Annotated in this window: 19 protein-coding genes; 6 read left to right on the top strand and 13 right to left on the bottom strand. The window is 65.7% G+C overall.

The features are described from left to right. Positions 1-22: 22 nt before the first annotated feature. The 7 genes from OVY29_RS08790 to OVY29_RS08760 all read right to left on the bottom strand — a co-directional run bounded on the left by OVY29_RS08790 (position 23) and on the right by OVY29_RS08760 (position 6,664). Complete coding sequence (locus tag OVY29_RS08790; RefSeq protein WP_037556528.1) at positions 23-511, bottom strand: GAF domain-containing protein; 489 nt, start codon at positions 509-511, stop codon at positions 23-25. Next, positions 511-2,694 (bottom strand): prolyl oligopeptidase family serine peptidase, encoded by a 2,184-nt coding sequence (locus OVY29_RS08785; protein ID WP_037556529.1) that lies wholly within the window; start codon positions 2,692-2,694, stop codon positions 511-513. Before OVY29_RS08785 ends, OVY29_RS08790 begins: the two co-directional genes overlap by 1 nt. An 84-nt stretch (positions 2,695-2,778) precedes the next feature. Then, positions 2,779-4,440 carry an SDR family oxidoreductase gene (locus tag OVY29_RS08780; protein WP_037556530.1) on the bottom strand — a complete coding sequence of 554 codons (1,662 nt, stop codon included), beginning with the start codon at positions 4,438-4,440 and terminating at the stop codon, positions 2,779-2,781. Then, positions 4,437-4,835, bottom strand: coding sequence for a thiol-disulfide oxidoreductase DCC family protein (locus OVY29_RS08775; RefSeq protein ID WP_037556531.1), 399 nt, complete (start codon positions 4,833-4,835; stop codon positions 4,437-4,439). Before OVY29_RS08775 ends, OVY29_RS08780 begins: the two co-directional genes overlap by 4 nt. Beyond that, complete coding sequence (locus OVY29_RS08770) at positions 4,828-5,490, bottom strand: DUF4166 domain-containing protein (protein WP_037556532.1); 663 nt, start codon at positions 5,488-5,490, stop codon at positions 4,828-4,830. Before OVY29_RS08770 ends, OVY29_RS08775 begins: the two co-directional genes overlap by 8 nt. A 10-nt stretch (positions 5,491-5,500) precedes the next feature. Further along, positions 5,501-6,076: a GbsR/MarR family transcriptional regulator gene (locus OVY29_RS08765; protein WP_037556533.1), complete on the bottom strand. Its 576-nt coding sequence runs from the start codon at positions 6,074-6,076 to the stop codon at positions 5,501-5,503. A 258-nt stretch (positions 6,077-6,334) separates the two neighbouring features. Beyond that, complete coding sequence (locus tag OVY29_RS08760) at positions 6,335-6,664, bottom strand: UrcA family protein (protein ID WP_037556534.1); 330 nt, start codon at positions 6,662-6,664, stop codon at positions 6,335-6,337. A gap of 152 nt (positions 6,665-6,816) precedes the next feature. Here OVY29_RS08760 and OVY29_RS08755 point away from each other — a divergent pair, with 152 nt between their 5' ends. Further along, on the top strand, positions 6,817-7,698 hold the full coding sequence (locus OVY29_RS08755) for a LysR family transcriptional regulator (protein WP_037556536.1): 882 nt from the start codon (positions 6,817-6,819) through the stop codon (positions 7,696-7,698). A 6-nt stretch (positions 7,699-7,704) separates the two neighbouring features. Here OVY29_RS08755 and OVY29_RS08750 read toward each other — a convergent pair whose 3' ends face one another. Continuing rightward, positions 7,705-8,202 (bottom strand): hypothetical protein, encoded by a 498-nt coding sequence (locus tag OVY29_RS08750; RefSeq protein WP_037556654.1) that lies wholly within the window; start codon positions 8,200-8,202, stop codon positions 7,705-7,707. A gap of 171 nt (positions 8,203-8,373) precedes the next feature. Between OVY29_RS08750 and dnaN the strand changes: the two genes are divergently transcribed. After that, positions 8,374-9,489, top strand: a complete 1,116-nt coding sequence (gene dnaN, locus OVY29_RS08745) for a DNA polymerase III subunit beta (protein ID WP_037556538.1) — start codon at positions 8,374-8,376, stop codon at positions 9,487-9,489. Positions 9,490-9,711: 222 nt separating this feature from the next. On the opposite strand, the gene OVY29_RS08740 is transcribed toward dnaN, so the two are convergent. Then, complete coding sequence (locus OVY29_RS08740; protein WP_037556539.1) at positions 9,712-11,055, bottom strand: PQQ-dependent sugar dehydrogenase; 1,344 nt, start codon at positions 11,053-11,055, stop codon at positions 9,712-9,714. Positions 11,056-11,226: 171 nt separating this feature from the next. On the opposite strand from OVY29_RS08740, the gene OVY29_RS08735 reads away from it, so the two are divergent. Continuing rightward, a complete protein-coding gene (locus tag OVY29_RS08735) occupies positions 11,227-11,442 on the top strand; it encodes a hypothetical protein (RefSeq protein WP_037556540.1) in 216 nt (71 codons plus the stop codon). Between the two features lie 3 nt (positions 11,443-11,445). On the opposite strand, the gene argC is transcribed toward OVY29_RS08735, so the two are convergent. The 3 genes from argC to OVY29_RS08720 form a co-directional block, all read right to left on the bottom strand. Further along, positions 11,446-12,372 (bottom strand): N-acetyl-gamma-glutamyl-phosphate reductase, encoded by a 927-nt coding sequence (gene argC, locus OVY29_RS08730; RefSeq protein WP_313911177.1) that lies wholly within the window; start codon positions 12,370-12,372, stop codon positions 11,446-11,448. A 3-nt stretch (positions 12,373-12,375) separates the two neighbouring features. Beyond that, positions 12,376-13,275, bottom strand: a complete 900-nt coding sequence (locus OVY29_RS08725) for a C40 family peptidase (protein WP_037556542.1) — start codon at positions 13,273-13,275, stop codon at positions 12,376-12,378. Between the two features lie 130 nt (positions 13,276-13,405). After that, entirely contained in the window at positions 13,406-14,809 is a 1,404-nt protein-coding gene (locus OVY29_RS08720; protein WP_037556543.1) for a leucyl aminopeptidase family protein, read from the bottom strand. Between the two features lie 55 nt (positions 14,810-14,864). On the opposite strand from OVY29_RS08720, the gene OVY29_RS08715 reads away from it, so the two are divergent. From OVY29_RS08715 to OVY29_RS08705, 3 genes are read left to right on the top strand one after another with little or no spacing between them, the layout of a single operon-like run. After that, positions 14,865-15,692: a DUF4163 domain-containing protein gene (locus tag OVY29_RS08715; RefSeq protein ID WP_037556544.1), complete on the top strand. Its 828-nt coding sequence runs from the start codon at positions 14,865-14,867 to the stop codon at positions 15,690-15,692. Positions 15,693-15,705: 13 nt separating this feature from the next. Next, positions 15,706-16,641 carry an SDR family oxidoreductase gene (locus OVY29_RS08710; RefSeq protein WP_081933150.1) on the top strand — a complete coding sequence of 312 codons (936 nt, stop codon included), beginning with the start codon at positions 15,706-15,708 and terminating at the stop codon, positions 16,639-16,641. Positions 16,642-16,664: 23 nt separating this feature from the next. Beyond that, positions 16,665-16,847 (top strand): DUF3008 family protein, encoded by a 183-nt coding sequence (locus tag OVY29_RS08705; protein WP_037556545.1) that lies wholly within the window; start codon positions 16,665-16,667, stop codon positions 16,845-16,847. Positions 16,848-17,044: 197 nt separating this feature from the next. On the opposite strand, the gene OVY29_RS08700 is transcribed toward OVY29_RS08705, so the two are convergent. Beyond that, a complete protein-coding gene (locus OVY29_RS08700) occupies positions 17,045-18,583 on the bottom strand; it encodes an NAD(P)/FAD-dependent oxidoreductase (protein WP_235211565.1) in 1,539 nt (512 codons plus the stop codon). Between the last annotated feature and the right edge of the window lie 35 nt (positions 18,584-18,618).

Below are 18,618 nucleotides of genomic sequence, written 5' to 3'. Positions count from 1 at the left end.
TATGTCCCGATTTGGGGCGGGTTTAGCTTGCGAGCGAAGCCGCGATGCGCGCCACCAGCGCTTCGGCGCCCGCCTGGTCGGCGGCGGTGAAGCGCGCGGGGGTCGGGCTGTCGAGGTCGAGCACGCCGACCAGCCGGTCGTCCGCGATCACCGGCACGACGAGTTCGCTGCGGCTGTCGGCGTCGCACGCGATATGGCCGGGGAAGGTGTGGACATCGTCGACGCGCTGGGTGGCGCGCAGCCGCGCGGCGGCACCGCACACGCCCTTGTCGAGCGCGATGCGGATGCACGCCGCCTTGCCCTGGAACGGGCCGAGCACGAGTTCGCTGCCGTCGAAGCGGTAGAAGCCCGCCCAGTTGAGGTCGGGGATCGCCTGCCAGATCAGCGCCGCGACATTTGCCATATTGGCGATGCCGTCGCGCTCGCCCGCGACGAGCGACGCGGCGGCGTCGCCCGCCTCGGCCCATAATTCGGCGGGATCGGTGGCCGAGAAGGAGAGGGCGTAGGACATTATTCGACGTTCAGCCCGGTCCATTTCGCCGCAAAGGCATATTTGTCGGCCGCTTCGGCGATGATCTTGTCGGTCGGCTTGCCGCTGCCGTGGCCGGCGCGGGTTTCGACGCGGATCAGATGCGGCTTGTCGCCCGCATCGGCGTGCTGGAGCGCGGCGGTATATTTGAAGCTGTGCCCCGGCACGACGCGGTCGTCGGTATCTGCGGTCGTCACCAGCACCGCCGGATAGGCCGTTCCGTCCTTGATATTATGATAGGGCGAATAGGCGAGCAGATTCTTGAAATCACCTTCCTTTGACGGATAGCCATAATCGTCGACCCAATAGCGGCCGGCGGTGAAGCGGTCGAAGCGCAGCATGTCCATCACCCCGACCGCGGGCAGCGCCGCGGCGAACAGGTCGGGGCGCTGGTTGGTCACCGCGCCGACGAGCAGGCCGCCGTTCGACCCGCCCTCGATTGCGATCTGGCCCTTGCCCGCGATGCCTTCGGCGATCAGATATTCGCCCGCGGCGATGAAATCGTCGAAGACATTCTGCTTCTTGTCGAGGCGCCCGGCGTCGTGCCACGCCTTGCCATATTCGCCGCCGCCGCGCAGATTCGCGATCGCGAGAACGCCGCCCTTGTCGACCCAGGCGAGCCGCGTCGGCGAGAAGGCCGGGGTCAACGACACGTTGAAACCGCCATAGCCATAAAGCAGCGTCGGCGATCCCTTGCTGCGATCGAGGCCCTTTTTCATCACGACGAACATCGGCACGTCGGTGCCGTCCTTCGACTTGTAGAAACGCTGTTCGACGGTGAAGTCGGCGGGCTTGAAGGTCAGCTTGGGCTCGGCGAAAATCTCGCTCTTCCCGGTCTGTGTGTCGAAACGATAGATCGTCGTCGGGCGCGCATAGCTCGAAAAGGCGTAGAAGGTTTCGGGATCGCTCGACTTGCCGCCGAAGCCCGATGCCGAACCGATGTCGGCGAGATTGATGTTGGCGATCGGCTTGCCGTCGAGCGCGACCATCCGCGCCTCCGACTTCGCATCGCCGAGATAGGAGAGAATGATGCGATTGCCGACGCGCGATGCGCCGACCAGCGTCGCCTCATTCTCGCCGACGATCTGCGTCAGTTCGCCGGGCTTCTTGACGTCGAAAGACACGATCCGTCCGCGCGGCGCGTCCTTGTTGGTGAGGAAGGTGAAGCGCGTGCCCGCGTTGGTCACATATTCCCAATTGTTCGCATAATCGTCGACGAGGGTGATCGGCTTCGCGCCGGGCTTGCCCGCCGGATACAGCGTCAGGCCATAGCGTTCGTCGGTGCCTTCGGACGAGACGACGAGCAGATATTTGCCGTCGTCGGTGACGATCGCGCTGTTGTTGAGCTTGGGCTTGTCGGGGGTCGCGTGGATCAGCACATCCTCGCTTTGCGGTGTACCGAGCTTGTGGAAATAGACGCTGTGATTCTCGTTCAAGGACTGGAAGGCCTCGCCTTCCTCTGGTTCGGGGAAGCGCGAATAATAAAAGCCGCTGCCGTCCTTCGCCCAGTCGAGCGCCGAGAATTTCACCCAGCGGATCATGTCGGGCAGGTCGCTCCCGGTCGCGACGTCCATCACCCGCACGACGCGCCAGTCGGTGCCGCCGTCCTGCACAGAATAGAGGAGATATTTGCCGTCTTCCGACGGGCTCCATTCGGCGAGCGCGGTTGCGCCGTCCTTGGTCCACAGGTTCGGATCGATCAGCACGCGGCCTTCGCCCTTCAGCCCTTCGCGCACATAGAGCACCGACTGCGGCTGCAGCCCGTCGTTGCGGCTGTAGAAATAGCGGCTTCCGGCCTTGGTCGGCAGGCCGAAGCGTTCGTAATCGTAAAGCTCGGTCATCCGGGCCTTGAACGCGTCGCGGCCAGGCAGCGTGTCGAGATAGGCGTCGGTCACCTCGTTCTGCGCCGCTACCCAGTCGGCGACCTTCGGATTGACGCGGACGTCGTCTTCAAGCCAGCGATAGGGATCGGCGACGTCGACGCCGAATTGGGGGTCGACCGTGTCGCCGCGCAGGGTGTCGGGATAGGCGAGCGCCGCGGCGGGGGCCGATGCCGCCGCCGCCTCGGCCGCTCCTTCAGCCGCTTGGGCCGCCGCCGGCGTCATGGCTACCGGAGTCATCAGGGCAACCAGCGCGAGCGGGGCGGACAGGCTTTTACGGGACATGGCAAGGCGACCTCATTGGTTGGGAAATTATCGTGCGCCTGTATGTAAGGATCGGCAAGGGGCGGACAAGGGATTTAGTGCGCGTCACGCCGGTTCGAGCGATCCGCGATAGGCGACGATCAACCCGGTGAGCGGCGTAGCGATTTCGACGTCGAAACGAAAACGGTCGCCGGTTTCGGTTTCGAAACTCGCCCCATAGGGCATCAGCCAGCGCGGCATTGGCAGGCCGAAAGCCGACCAGCGCCGCGGGACCAGATGGAGCCGGTCCCGCTCGACGACTAGTGCCATCGCAAACGACAGCACCCCGAAGCGTTCGACCAGCAGATATTCGTTCCGGCCGGTGCCGCGCGATTGGTGCGACGAAAAGCGCTTGCCGGCGAAATCGCGGGTCCAGCGTTCGCCGCCGGTTTCGGGGTCGAACGCGACGCTGAGGGGGGCTCGCTCAGCCGCTTTCGGAAAGCGCATCGTTGCGGCCGCGATCCGTGCGAGCAGGCCCGTGCCGCGGCGGACTTCGGCATGGCCCTGCCACCGGCGCGCGGCCTTGCTGCCGTGAAGCTCCCTCAGCCGCGGTGGCAGCGTGTCGAAAGCGGAGCCGAGAATCCGGCGATAAAGCGGCGCGTCGGGCTCTTCGCTGCGAAAGCCGGTGTGGATCGAGCGGCCATCGAACAGCGCATCATAATCCGCCAGCGTCAGCGCATCGACGCTCGACCGCGCACCGGCGGGGGGACGGTTACCGGCGAGCCATTTGCGGACGATCGCCTCGATCGCCATCGACGGAATATAGGGGCCGTCGTCACCCTCGGCCAAAAGATGCCAACTGCGCTCGACCGCCCGGCCGTCCGCGATGCCCCGGGCGTGCACAAACATGCCGCCGCGATGCTCGCCGAAGCGCATCCGGTTGAGCACGGCATAGAAGAGGCGCGAGAATGGCTGGAACGACGGCAGGCGTAAGCGCCTGCGGGCTTTGGCGAGCAGGTTCAGGATGCGGTGCAAAATCTCGGGCACCGGCCCCGCGCCCATCCAGATATCGGCCATCGCCGGATAGGCGCGCGGCAAAAGCTGGAGGTCGGGAACATCGACGAGCGAGAAGTGAATATTGCGTAGCGGCAAACGGCCGGGCACCGCGACCGTGAAGCGCATGCTTTCGGCGAGGCCGATGCCGTGCGTGTCGCGTCCGCCGCGGCGCAGCTTCACCGGCGCGCCGGCGTAGCCGACGACCGCGCGCATGACGTTGAGGCCGATGCCGGCAAAAGGCGACGGCGCGATACCCCCCTCGACGCTGCGAATATCCATCGTCTGCGCCATTTCGCGCAGCACCGCGCCGGTCAGCGCGGGGAAGCTGCTGACACCCGACAGAACAAAGACGCCCGCCGCTTTGGCCGCGGCGTCGAAGCGATCGATCCCGAAGACGAAATCGGCACCATCGGCAAAGTCGAGATAGTCGATGCCTGCCGCGATGCACGCCTCGACGACATGGTAACGACCGGCGCCATAGTCCTGGAACGGGCCCGAGGCGTCGACGACGAGTTCGGGCGCGAAGCGTCGAAGGGCATCGGCGATGTCGCGCCGGTCCAGCGCGCAGGGAACCACACGCGGCTTGCCTTGGTAGCGGACGCAGAAGGTTTCGGCGCGGGCGGGGTCGCGGCCGCAGACCAACAATTCGAGATCGGGGCGATCGGCCAGCAATTCGGCGAGCCGCCCGCCGAAGACGCCATAGCCGCCCAGAATCAAGATCTTCTTCGTCACAATATGCGGTCCCTATATTCGGGCGGGGCGATCCAGCAGCTTTGGCGTTTGCCGAAGAAGCGGTATCGGTTGCGCGCGATCCAGCGATAGACACGATCGCGGAGCGCGGCGGGGATCAGACGCAAGACGCCCGCGAGCGCCCATGGGAAGCCGAGCCCTTGATAGATGCCGAGGATGGCATCGCTGTCGCGCCGTACCCGCCCGTCCTCGACGAGGAGGAGCGTCGTCGGATCGTCGGGGTCGACGCCATTGTGGCGGCAGATCGCGGCGCCGGCGACGCTTTGGACCGAGGCGAGCCGGAACCGTGCCGCCTTGTCGTGGCGCAGAATGAAGCGGGCGTTCGCCGAACAGAGGATGCATTCGGCGTCGAACAGGATGACCGGACCGTCAGCCATCGCGAAACAGGGCGTGCTGATTGAGGAGCTCGCCAAAGCGCGGGTGGGTCACCTTGAGGTCGAAGGCGAAGCGGCCGGTGCCCAGATGCTGGTGCGTCACGATTGTGATTCCCGGCGTCAGCCAGCGCGGAAGGCGGAGGCGGAGGCGGCCGAACTGCCAGAAATAATGGTCGGACGTGAAGATCAGCGCGTCGGCCTCGGCATGCACGCTCAGCGCCATGCCGAAACCGCCGCCGATATGCTCCTCGAGCCCCGTCGGGCCGGCGAAGCTTTTGGCGCTGTGGATCACCTGCGGATGCCCGCTCCCGCGCCCATAGAGGCGCGACCAGCATTGGCCGCCGTTCGTCCGATCCTCGCTCACCGCGACCGCTGCGGGAGCAGGGCCGCTCGGTGCAAGCGGCAGCGGCGCACCGATCGGGCGGCAGAATTGCGCGAGCAGCCAGCCCGCGCGGGACAGGCGCGTCCAGACGATCTCGCCGCTGTAGGTCGCGACCGCGGCGCCCGTCAGACGCTTGCTGAAACGGCGGCGAATGTCTTCGGGGAGCGCGTCCCATGCGGCGTGCGCGACGAGGCGGCGAAAGCGATAATCGTAGAGCGTATCCTCGTCGCCCTGCACGACAGGCGCTTCGACGGGTCTTTTCGCCGTGCCCCGCACCGCCCGCCTCCTATCCCGCGTCCTTGCCCTTGCCCGGGCGCCAGTTGATCAGCTTCGTCACGCCGGCGCCCAATTTGATCAGCCGCATCAGCGCCGGTTTGGGTACGCTCAGCATCTCGTCGTGCCAGCGGCCCATCGTCGTCACGAAATCGAGCATGGCGGCGAGCCGCGCCTTGGCATCGCTGCTCAATTGCGGGTCGTGCGCGGCACGCGCGACGCAGGCCTTGAGCGCCGCCTCGGCGGGATCGACCTCGCGCGCCTTGCGCCCCGCGGCGATGCGCGTGACCATTTCCCATATATCTTTCTCGGCTGTGAAATGGTCGCGCCGGGCGCCGAGCAGGGGGACGCGCTCGATCAGCCGCCATCCGAGGAGTTCCTTGATCGAATTGGAAACGTTCGAGCGTGCGAGCCCGAGCATCTCGGCAATCTCCTCGGCGTGGAGCGGACGGTCGGAAATAAAGAGCAGCGCATGAATCTGCGCCACCGAGCGGTTGACGCCCCATTGCCCGCCGAGATTGCCCCAATGAAGGATGAACTCGGTCGCGGCGGGGGACAGTTTTGAGGAGTATTCTTCAATTTCTGTCATAACAGAAATATCGGACACGAGCGATTTTGAGTCAAGCGGGTTTCGCGGCGATCCGCATGGTCCGGTTTCGACCGGAAGCGGACGTACAGATCCTCCCCATCGCTTCGCGATAGGGAGGAGCTTAAGGCCACGCCTCACTCCAAAACAGTCGCGCCGTATCCCGCCGCGGCTATACGGAAGCTGGACAAAACGCCGGGACGGCGACCGTGCCCGGATCGCCGCCCCGGCTATCGGGGGCCTGCAACAAGGGCCCGCAGATTATTTGCGGATCGAACTGACCTGGATGTTCTGGTCGCGCGTGGCGCCGGCGATTGCCAGATCGGCCTGTGCAGAGGCGACGCGGCGGGTGTCGCGGCGGCATTCGCGCACCTCATTCTTTCCTTCGATGTCATAATCGGGCGCAGTTCCGCACACCGTAACCACGGCGCGCCAGATCCGGCGGTCGAGCGTCTTGGCGCCCGCCTCGGTCCTGAGGTCGAGATCGCGGTGTGCGACGGCGACGCTTGGATTTGCGGAGGTGGTCTGCGCCGATGCTGGTTGGCCGGCCGATACGGCGGCGAAGGCGGCGAGGATCATAAGCTTTTTCATCTTGTGTCTCCATCGTCCGGCTCGGGGAGGAGGGGAGGAAGCCGGTCAGATGAAAATAAGCGATCGTCCGGCGTGAAAGGAGCAACGATGTTGCCGAGACATTCTGCAAAATTGCAGAATGAGGCCCGGGCGATTATGACGCACAAGGCGTCATGTATGATTGGAACGACCTCAAGGCCTTTCTGGCGGTGGCGGAAACGGGCAGCACCCTGTCCGCCGCGCAGGCGCTGCGCGTCAGCCAGACGACCGTTGCCCGGCGCATCGCCGCGCTGGAGGCGGCGACAAGTCTCAACCTGTTCGAGCGGCGGCAGGCGGGCTACGCGCTGACCCCCGTCGGCGAAGCGATGCTGGCGAGCGCGATTGCGGTTCGCGATGCCGCCAACCGCTTCGGCGAAGCGGCGGGCGCGCGGTCGCGCGATGCGGGTGGGACGGTCAGCCTGACGACGATGGAAATCTTTGCGGTGACGATCCTGCCGCCGATCCTCCGCGACCTGCGCGCCGCGCATCCGGCGATCCATATCCATCTCGACACGTCGGACGAGCCGCGCGATCTTGCCGCCGGCGCCGCCGACATCGCGATCCGCAGCAGCAAGCAGCCGACCGGCGCGGGCCTCGTCGGGCGGCGCATCGCCGACAATCCCTGGACGGTTTATTGCAGCCGCGACTATGCCGACCGGCATGGTATTCCGCACACGCGCGACGAACTCGCCGCCCATCCCTTCATCGGCGGTGGCGGCGGGGTGTGGGAGCCCTATCAGGCTTGGCTGCGCCAATATGGGCTCGAGGAGTCGGTCGTGATGCGATACGACACGGCGTCGGGCTTGCTCGCCGGGGTTCGGGCGGGAATGGGCCTCACCGTCCTGCCAGCCTTCCTCGCCGATCGCGAAGCCGACCTGATCCGCTGCCTCCCGCCGAAAAGCGAAGATAGTACGGGGCTGTGGCTGCTGACGCACGAACGGCTGCGCCATGTTCCGCGGGTGCGGCTGGTTCTCGACTTTCTTGCGACCGAACTCGCGAAGCTGGGACGGGGCTAGGCCGCATCAGCGCAGCTGGGCGCACCCCAGCGCCGCCGCATCGATCGCCGTAGCCGCGCCGCGCAGGCGATAGGTATCGGCGATGGCTCTGCCCGTCGCGGTGCCGCTCTCGACGCTCATGCTCGGCGCCGAGCGCATCGCCGCGACGATCGCCGCGTCCATGCGCGCGTCGCTCGCCCAGCCGTGCGCGCCGTTGCCGGTCAGGATGAAGCGCCGGCTGCCGATCGTCAGCCGCAGCTCGCGGTCGGGCGCGCGCGCTTTCGACAGGCGGACATAGAATTGGCCGCGGATGCGCGATTTCGGCCAATAACCGACGCTGGCATAGGCCTTGACCCGAGGCGTGCCGATCGTCGCAGCGGGCGCGGCGATGGCATAGCAGCGCGGCGTCGCGGGATCGCGGAATGCGCCCCAGCCGTCGAAAATGCCGAGCGCCACCGGCGGCGCAGCGAGCGCCGACGCGGGCGCCATCATCGCTATCAGGAAAAGAAAGGCGCGCCGAAGCATCGCGTCTCGTTCGCGCGATTGGGGCCGCTTTGCAAGCATGGCTTGCGCCCGCCGGCGCGTGCGTTAAGGAAGGTGGACATTTTCAGGGGCCAGAATCGGGGCGCGAATCGCCTCCGACGGTCTGTCCCTCAGGGACTTTTCCCGCGGAAAGCACAGGGATGGCGATTTAGAATGAAAGCGACGATCGAACGCGCAGTGTTGTTGAAGAGCCTCGGCCACGTCCAGTCGGTGGTCGAACGGCGCAACACGATCCCGATCCTCTCGAATGTCCTGATCGAAGCCGACGCATCGGGTCAACTGAAGCTGATGGCCACCGACCTCGACCTGCAGGTGGTCGAGACGATCGCGGCGAAGGTCGAAACGCCGGGCACGACGACGGTGTCGGCGCACACGCTGTTCGAAATCGCGCGCAAGCTGCCCGAAGGCTCCGAGGTCAGCCTGGCCGCCGCCGAGGGCAAGATGCAGGTCAAGGCCGGCCGGTCGAACTTCAATCTGCCGACGCTGCCGCGCGACGACTTCCCGGTGATCGCCGAGGGCGACCTGCCGACCAATTTCGAGCTGCCCGTCGCCGAGCTCATCCAGATCATCGACAAGACGCGCTTCGCGATCTCGACCGAGGAAACGCGCTATTATCTGAACGGCATCTTCTTCCACGTCGCCGAGGATGCGACGGGGCCGGTGCTGAAGGCGGCGGCGACCGACGGCCACCGCCTCGCGCGCTATACCGTCACGCGCCCCGACGGCGCCGCGTCGATGCCCGACGTCATCGTGCCGCGCAAATGCGTCGGCGAGATCCGCAAGCTGCTCGACGAAGCCGAGGGCAATGTCGAAATCAGCCTCTCGGCGAGCAAGATCCGTTTCCAGCTCGGTCATGCGGTGCTGACCTCGAAGCTGATCGACGGCACCTTCCCCGATTATAGCCGCGTGATCCCGACTGCGAATGACAAGCTGCTCAAGGTCGATCCGAAGAGCCTGTTCCAGGGCGTCGACCGCGTGTCGACGATCGCGAGTGAAAAGACGCGCGCGGTCAAGGTCGGGCTCGACAAGGATCGCATCACGCTGAGCGTGACCAGCCCCGAGAATGGCACCGCGGCCGAAGAACTCGCGGCGGGTTATGACAGCGATGCGATGGAGATCGGCTTCAACGCGCGCTACCTCAGCGACATATTGGGGCAGGTCGATGGCGACAACGTCGAACTGCACCTTGCCGACGCCAACGCGCCGACACTGATCCGCGAAAGCGAGAAGAGCCCAGCGCTTTATGTGCTGATGCCGATGCGGGTGTAGTCTGGCGTCGCCCCCGCGAAGGCGGGGGCCGCTGGCGCGTGGTCAGATTTCATTGAATCGTCATCCCGGCGAAGGCCGGGATCTCGTCGTCTCGGCCTAACGCACCGGCGAGATCCCGGCCTTCGCCGGGATGACGAAGTAGGGAGGGCGCTGCTTCAGCCCAACCCGATTATTCTCTGGATTGTTCGCTTCGCTCCCAATGACGGCACAATGGTTCGGTGATCAACCCGCCTTCGCAACCCGCCAGATGACGCCGCCGGTATCGTCGGCGACCAGCGCGCTGCCATCCTTCGCGACCTTGACGTCGGCGGGTCGGCCACGGGTGGTTTCGCCGTCCTTGCCGAGGAACTGGTCGAGCAGGGTGATCGGCAGGGCGTTGACCGGCTTGCCGTTCGCGCCGAACTTGACGAACACCACGTCGTAACCCGTTACGGGTTCGCGGTTCCACGATCCGTGGCGGGCGATCAGCGCGCCGTTCGTCCAGCGTTCGCCGAGGTCGAGGCCGTCGGTAAAGGTCATGCCGAGCGGCGCGGTGTGTGCGCCGAGACCATATTCCGGGCGCTTCACATATTGGCGGCGATCTTCCGCCTCGGGCTCGACGCGCGGGTCGATGAAGCCGCCCCAATAATACCAGGGCCAGCCATAGAAATCGCCCTCGTCGAGGTCGGTCAGATAATCGGGGACGAGGTCGCTGCCGAGCATGTCGCGTTCGTTGACGACGGTCCACAGCCGGTCGGAACCGGGGTAGAAGGCGAGGCCGACGGGGTTGCGGATGCCCGCGGCAAAGGTGCGCATATATTTGTTCTCGGGCCGCACCTCGAGCACGCTTGCGCGGCGGAACTCGCGGTTCATGCCCGCCTCGCCAATGTTCGAATCTGCGCCGACGCCGATATAGAGCCAGCCATTGGGCGCCGCGACGAGGCTCTTGGTCCAGTGGCGGTTGGTGCCTTTCGCGGGCAGATCGACGACCTTCACCGGTTTGCCGCTCATCTTGGTCTCGCCCTCGACATAGGGAAAGGCGAGCAGCGCGTCGGTGTTCGCGACATAGAGCGTGCCCTCGACCAGCGCCATGCCATAGGGGGAGTTGAGGCCGGTGATATAGGCGGTCTTCACCTCGGCCTTGCCGTCGCCGTCGGCATCGCGGAGCAGGGTGATGCGGTTCGCCGACGGACGGCGTCCCGCGCCGCCCTTGCCCATCAGGCTCTTCATCACCGCGCCCTGCACGCCGCCGTCCTTGCGCGGCGGGCTCTGCGATTCGGCGGCGAGCACATCGCCATTGGGCAGCACCAGCATCGTGCGCGGATGGTCGAGACCCTCGGCAAAGCGCGCGACCGTCAGTCCTTGCGCGGCGCGCGGCGCCTGGCCCGCGGGCCAGCTCGTCGCCTCGGGCACGTTGATCGTCGGAAATGTCTCGGTGCGCTGCGAGGCCATCACCGGCACCCGGCCGCTGAGTTCGGCGGTCGAGAAGCGCGCCACATCGGGCCGCGACATGACATAAAGCGTGATGCCGCCGGCGATCAGCAGGACCAGCAGGGCGAGGGCGGCATATTTCAGGATCTTGCGCATGGCGTCTTGTCTACACGGGCGGCGCGCGGCGTCAAAGGGATAGCGCGCGCGGACGAATGGTTAACCGGCAAGGGCTGGCGATTAACCTTACCTGTCCGTTCATCACGGTTGGGAACGGCGCGGTGAGGTGCGGCGCGTAGGAGAAGGGTTCGAGTAACGGACCAGGAACCGATGCACCTGCCAGCCCCCTTTCTTGCCGATCGTGCCGCGGTCGAGGATGCCCATGCGCTGATCACCCTGCATGGCGAGGAAGCCGGTTTCGCGGCCGCCGCGCGCGCCGAGCAATATCGCGCGCTTGGCAATCATCTCCATTTCGCGCGCTGGCGCCAGATCGAGCGGCTGATTACCTATTTGTCGGTCGAGGATATCCTCGACACGGTGCATTAGACCTTACAGCCGCAGGCCCGCGGTCTCGGGCAAGCCCGCCATGATGTTGAGGTTCTGGACGCACGCGCCGCTCGCGCCCTTGCCCAGATTGTCGAGCCGTGCGACGAGCCGGGCCTGGCTGGCGTCTGCATTCGCAAATACGAACAATTCGATGCGATCGTCGCCGGGGTCGGACGCGCGGAGCAGCATTTCGCCGCTTTCGGGCGCGGCGCCCATGACGACGATCGGGCTTGTGCCGTAAAAGTTCGCAAGCGCGGCGCGGAGCGCGTCGGGCGCTGCGGCGGTCGGCATCGCGTTCAGCGGCAGCGGCACCTCGACGACCATGCCCCGATGCGTGGGGATCACGGCAGGCGAGAAAAGCGGGCCGATCGACAGCCCGCACCGCGCCTGCATTTCGGGCACATGCTTGTGGCCGAGCGCCAGCGCATAGCCGCGCCATGCGATGTCGCGGTCCTGTTCGAACCGTTCGATCAAGGCCTTGCCGCCGCCCGAATAGCCGCTGACCGCATGGCAGATATAGGGCCAGTCGGCGGGCAGCAGGTCCGCGCGCACCAGCGGGGCGACGAGCGCGATGAAGCCGGTCGAATAGCAACCGGGGTTCGACACGCGCGCTGCGGCGGCGACGGCGTCATGGCCGCTGACTTCGGGAAAGCCATAGACCCAGCCCGGCGCGATGCGATGCGCGGTCGATGCGTCGATGACGCGCGTGCGGTCATTGCCGATCATCGCCACCGCTTCGCGCGCGGCGTCGTCGGGCAGGCAGAGGATGACGAAATCGGCATCGTTCAGCGCCTCGCGCCGCGCGGCGGCATCCTTGCGGCGCGCCTCATCCAGCGTGATCAGCGAAAATTCGCTTCGCCCCGCAAGGCGCTCGGCGATTTCGAGGCCCGTCGTACCCGCCGCGCCGTCGATGAAAACCGTCTGTGTCATATGTTATCGCAGTCTTTTATATCCGCTCACCGGCGGATCATGATCCTTTGCAGCCGAACGCGCGATGACGTCGGCCAGCGGTTCGGCCTTCACCGCCATCCATCGTCGGCTGGCGTGGATGATGTTCTTGTCGTCGGCCATGATGCCGACATGGCCGGGGAAGAAGACCAGGTCGCCGCGCGCGAGCGCCGCCGGATCGACATCCTTGTCGGGGCCGAGGGCGGCAAGCTGGAGGTCGCTGTCGCGCGGGAGCTGGACGCCCGCGGCACCCCACACGAGCTGGACGAGGCCCGAGCAGTCGATTCCCTTCGCAGTGCGTCCGCCCCAAAGATAAGGGACGTCGATCATCTGTTCAGCCAGTTCGGCGGGGTCGCTGTCCCCGGTCACCACTTCGACCAGCGCCGCGAGCGGCAGATAGCCGTGCGAGGTTGCGAGCCATTCGCCCTCGACCTCGCCCATCACCAGCGCCCCCCGCGGCAGGACGGCGGGGCCGCCGCTCGCGGCGTCGGGCGCGCTGTGGAGCATCGCTTCGATCATTTCGACGCGGTGCGTCGGCGCGATCGGCGCGGCGAGCGCTTCGGCGGCGAGGTAGCCGACATAATGGTCGGCGAGGCAATAGCCCCAGGCCCAGCCGCCGGTGAGGTCGAGCAGGGCAAAACCCTCGCCGAACAGCAACTCGCTCGTCTGGTCGGCATCGACCGACGGCGATGCGCGCAGCGCCGCGGCCGGGAGGACGCCGCTGCGCATCATCGGCGCCGCATAATGCGGCGCGAAATGCGTGCCGGCGACGGCGATATCGGCGAGGTCGGGACGGATCGCGACGACGCGCGGATCGAAATGCTGCGACGTTCCGGTCAAACCGAACCGGTCACGGCCTGCGCCCGCAGCGCCGGGACGTCCCATACGCACGCGATTTGCCGCTGAATGTTCGCCGCTATCTGCTGTCACTTGCCGTCCTGTTGAAACCCGAGGTCCGCCGGGCGCGGACAATCGCGGGCCATTAGACCAGCAGGGCCTGCATTATCAAGAATGATCAGCTTTTGACGCGCCGGTCGTAGCGCGCCTGGAGCATCGCCCATGCCGCGCGCAACCCCAGCGCCGCGCCGCCCTTGGGCCGGCCGGGCTTGGCCGAGGGACGCCAGGCGAAGGTATCGAGATGCGCCCAAACGGTGGCTTCGGGGACGAAGCGTTTCAGGAACAGCGCGGCGGTGATCGAGCCGGCGAAGGGCGAACTGCCCGCATTGCCGAGGTCGGCGATGTCGGTTTCGAGCAGGTCGGCATAGCCGTCCCACAATGGCATGCGCCACAGGGGATCGTCGCGCTCGATCCCGCCCGCGAGCATCGCTTCGGCCAGATCGTCGTCGTTCGCGAACAGCGGCGGCAGGTCGGGGCCGAGCGCGACGCGCGCCGCGCCGGTCAGCGTCGCGAAATCGACGATCAACTCGGGATTGCCTTCGCCGGCCTTGGCGAGCGCGTCGCCGAGCACAAGCCGGCCTTCGGCATCGGTGTTGCCGATCTCGACCGTCAGCCCCTTGCGGCTCTTCAGCACGTCGCCGGGGCGGAAGGCGTCGGACGAGATGGCATTTTCGGCGGCCGCGACGAGGCAGTGGAGGCGCACCGGCAGCCCGCTCGCCATCACTAGTTCGGCGAGCGCGAGCACATGCGCGGCGCCGCCCATGTCCTTCTTCATCAGCCGCATTCCCGCCGCGGGTTTGATGTCGAGCCCGCCGCTGTCGAAACTGATCCCCTTACCGACGAGCGCGATGCGCGGATGATCCTCCTTGCCCCACTCGATCTCGATCAGCCGCGGCGCGTGATGCTTCGCCGCGGCGCGGCCGACCGCGTGGATCATCGGATAGCCCTGTTCGAGCGCCTCGCCCTTGGTGACGGAGAGCTTGCCGCCATGCGTCTTGGCGATGCGCTCGGCCGCCTTCTCGATCGCGGCGGGCCCCATGTCGGCGGCGGGCGTGTTGACGAGGTCGCGGACGAGCGCGACCGCGCGCATTTCGGCAACCAGCGGCGCGATCGCGCCGACGTCGGTCGTCAGCAGGACGCGCGGGCCTTTGGTGGACGGCTTCGATTTATAGGCGTCGAAACGATACTGCCCGCTCATCCAGCCGAACAGCGCCTTGCCCGGCTGCTGGCCTTCGAGCCGGTAGCGGCCCTCGGGCAAAATCTGCCCCAGCTTCGCGAGGCACCAGGCCGACAGGCTCGCGACATCGGCGACGGTGGTGACGACGGCCCATTTTTCGGGATCGTCGCCGGGCAGGATCGCGTGGACGAACGCGTCGGGCTTGAAGCCCACCGCCGCCAGATGCGCGCGTTCGCGCGCGCTGCGGCCTTTCAGCCATTCGTCATAGCCCTTCTTGTCGACGAGATGGATGGTGCGGGCATCCTGTCCCTTGTCGGGCTGGATCAGGTCGGAATAGTCGGTCATGCGGGCCGTGCTAGGCCGCCGTGGATATTTTGTCGATTCCCGGCGTTATGTCCGCATGATGACCGACCCACATTGGCGAAACGCCATCCCGATCCTTGTCGGCGCGCTGTTGCTGGCGGGCTGTTCCGAAGAAAAGCCGACCAAAGCGGAAAAGGTCGCCGCGGCATCGGTGCCCGGCGCACCGCCCGAGGCCGCTGCCGACGAAGCAGCGAAGGGCGCGGCGGCGTCGAACGTCAGCGAAAACACCGACCTCATCGAATTCGCATACGCCTATCCCGCCGACGCCGCGCGGATTCCCGAACTGGCGAAAATGCTCGACAAGGACCGGGCAACGAAACGCGAGGCGCTGATCGCGGCGGCGCGGCGCGACAAGGAAGCAGCGGAAAAGGAGGGCTTCCCCTATCGCAAGCATAGCCACCTTCAGACTTGGCAGCGCGTCACCAGTACCCCGCGCTTTCTCAGCCTGTCGGCGGAGATCGGAACCTATTCGGGCGGCGCGCACGGCATGCAGACATTCGACACGCTGATCTGGGATCGTAATCGGCGCAAGCGGATGAAGCCGGTCGACCTGTTCGAAAGCAGCGCGGCGTTCGACTCGGCGATCCGCGACGGCTTCTGCGCCGGGATCAAACGCGCGAAGGCGGCGAAGGGGATCGAGGAAGCGCCCGACAGCGTTTTCGCCAAATGTCCACCGGCGTCGGCGCAGACATTGTGGCTCGGCTCGTCCGACGGGCGCTATCTCGACCGGCTGACGATCGCGATCGCGCCTTATGAAATCGGCGCCTATGCCGAGGGTAGCTACAAGATCAATGTCCCGATGACCGGCGCGCTCGTCAAGGTCGTGAAAGACGAGTTCGCGCGCGACTTTCTCCCTATCAACTGAACAAGGACAAGCCATGGCGAAGCAGCCCAAAGCCGGCAAGGTCGGCGAAAGCACGAAGGAAAAGAAGGGCAAGCGAAGCGCGGCGGCGAAGCTGCGCCGCGACGTGGGCAGCGGCAAGACGATCGCCAAGCCGCCGTCCGACCGCGAAGCCGACCTCGATCGTGCGCCGAAATGGCAGCCGCGCTATCCGGGATCGGGGCGCCTTGACGGCAAGGTGGCGATCGTGACGGGCGGCGACAGCGGCATCGGCCGCGCGGTTTGCGCGCTGTTTGCGCGCGAGGGCGCCGACGTCGCCGTCGTCTACCTCGAGAACAGCGCCGATGCCGTCGAAACCGCCGCGATCGTCGAGGCCGAAGGGCGGCGCGCGATCGCGATCAAGGCCGATGTGGGCAAGCCGAAGGCGGGCGAAAAGATCGTCGCGCAGACGGTCGAGAAACTCGGCCGCCTCGACATACTCGTCAACAACGCCGGCGAACAGCATCCGGCGGCGGATATCCGCGACATCAGCGAGGATCAGCTGCAACAGACCTTCGCCACCAATATCTTCGGCATGTTCTATCTGGTGCAGGCGGCGCTGCCGCATCTCAAAAAAGGTTCGGCGATCGTCAATTGCACCAGCGTCACGATGTATCAGGGGTCGAAGGGCCTGCTCGATTACAGCGCCACCAAAGGTGCGATCACCGCCTTCACCCGTTCGTTGAGCGAAAATCTGATCGACAAGGGCATTCGCGTAAACGGCGTCGCGCCCGGCCCGATCTGGACCCCGCTCAACCCGCGCGGCGGTGCGCCCGCCGAAAAGGTCGCGACCTTTGGCGAGGCCACGCCGATGAAACGGCCGGGTGAGCCCAATGAGGTCGCGCCCTGCTTCCTGTTCCTCGCCTGCGACGACAGTAGCTATATGTCGGGTCAGGTGCTGCATCCCAACGGCGGCACAATCGTTAATGGCTAGCGGGGCGGCAAAGGAGAAACGCCATGCCAGCCAAATCTAAAGCGCAACAAAAGGCCGCCGGTGCCGCGCTCAGCGCCAAACGCGGCGACACGCCCAAGTCAAAGCTCAAGGGCGCGTCGAAACAGATGGTCGACAGCATGACCGAAAAACAGCTCGAGGATTTCGCCAAGGGCTCGACCAAAGGCAAGCCCGAGCACGTCGATTAGGACCGATCGGGTCCGCCGATTTCACGTCGCCCCCGCGAAGGAGTGAAGGGCCGGATTGTCCCCCGGTCAATCCTTGGACATGCCGGAGACATGTCCAACCCTTAACTGGCCGCTATCGGCCTTGCGCTACCTCTCCGGCGGCCGCGTTCAGAGGCACGTGACTCTGAAACGCCCTTCGCGGGGGCGACTACCTGACCTTACTCTGCGGCTTCGAGCTCCGCGGGGGCTGTTGTCACCGTGGCCTTCGCATTGCTGAAGGTCAGCACGCCGTCGGCAATCGCACCGGTGCGCATGTCGATCCGATCCTGCACATAATTCTGGCTGAGCCGCCACGGCAGCGCAGCCGTGCTCTTGGGCATGATGTGCAGCGAACGCTGGATATAGCCCGACGAGAAGTCGAAGACATTTTCCTCTTCGAGGCTTGCTGGATCGGCGAGAGCAGGGGTCGCAACCGTCGTCCCGGTATCGCGCATATGGTTGAGCACGCGGCAGACATATTCGGACACGATGTCGGCGCGCAACGTCCAACTTGCGTTGAGATAGCCGAACACCGCCGAGAAATTCGGGACGTTCGAGAACATGCACGCCTTGTAATAGAAATGATCGTGCCAATCGATCGGCGCGCCGTCGACCCGCACCGGAATCTTGCCCGCGACCGCTAGTTTCAGGCCCGTCGCGGTGATGATGATGTCGGCGTCGAGATGCTTGCCCGACTTTAACTGGATGCCCGAGGCGTCGAACTTCTCGATATGATCGGTCACGACCGATGCCTCGCCTGCCTTCATCGCTTCGAAGAAGTCGGCGTCGGGGACGAGGCACAGCCGCTGCTCCCACGGATTGTAGGGCGGGGTGAAGGCTTCGGCGTCATAATGGTCGCCAAGGCTCGCCTTCAGCTTCTTGGTCAGGAACTCCTTGACCTTCTCGGGCTTTTCGCGCGCGCGGCGAAACGCGATGTCCTGCAGCCGGACATTCTTGAAGCGCGTGATCTTGTAAGCGAGCTCTTCGGGCAGGAATTTGCGCAGGAAGTTGGCGAAGCCGTCCTTGGCCGGGCGGATGAAATACCAGGTCGGCGTCCGCTGGAGCATCGTGACGTGCGCCGCCCCCTTCATCGAGGGGACGATCGTCACCGCGGTCGCGCCCGACCCGATCACGACGACCTTCTTGCCCTGATAATCGAGATCCTTCGGCCAGAATTGCGGGTGGATGATCTGGCCCTGGAAATCCTCGCGCCCCGCGAATCCCGCGTCGAAGGGCTCGTCATAGTCGTAATAGCCCGACCCGAGATAAAGCCAGCGCGCGGTGGTTGTCGAAGTCGCGCCTTCGCTGTCCTCCATCGTCACCGTCCAGCGCGCGGCGGCGCTGTCCCAGTCGGCGCCGACGACCTTGCGGTCGAAGCGGATGCGTTCGCGGATATGGCGCTCGTCGACGATACGGTTCAGATATTCGAGGATCGCCGGGCCGTCGGCGATCGATTTTTCATGCTTCCACGGTTCGAAGATGAAGCCGAGCGTGTGCATGTCGCTGTCCGAACGGATGCCGGGATAGCGGAAAAGATCCCAGGTGCCGCCAAGCTGTTCACGGCGTTCGACGAGGGCGAAGCTGCGGTCGGGGCAATTCATCTGTAGATGCACCGCCATGCCGATGCCCGAAATGCCGGCGCCGACGATCAGCACATCCTGATCGACCGGTGCAGCCTTTGCGTCCACGGGGCGTTCCATCGTCGCCGTGCCTGCCATCATCTCGTCTCCCGTCTGCTTTTGGGTGGCAGCTT

Origin of the sequence: Sphingopyxis sp. SE2, from assembly GCF_032227185.1 — a bacterium.
Classification (GTDB): Bacteria; Pseudomonadota; Alphaproteobacteria; order Sphingomonadales; family Sphingomonadaceae; genus Sphingopyxis.
The sequence above is the reverse complement of the archived record's forward strand: the minus strand, read 5'-3'. Positions and strand labels throughout refer to the sequence as shown.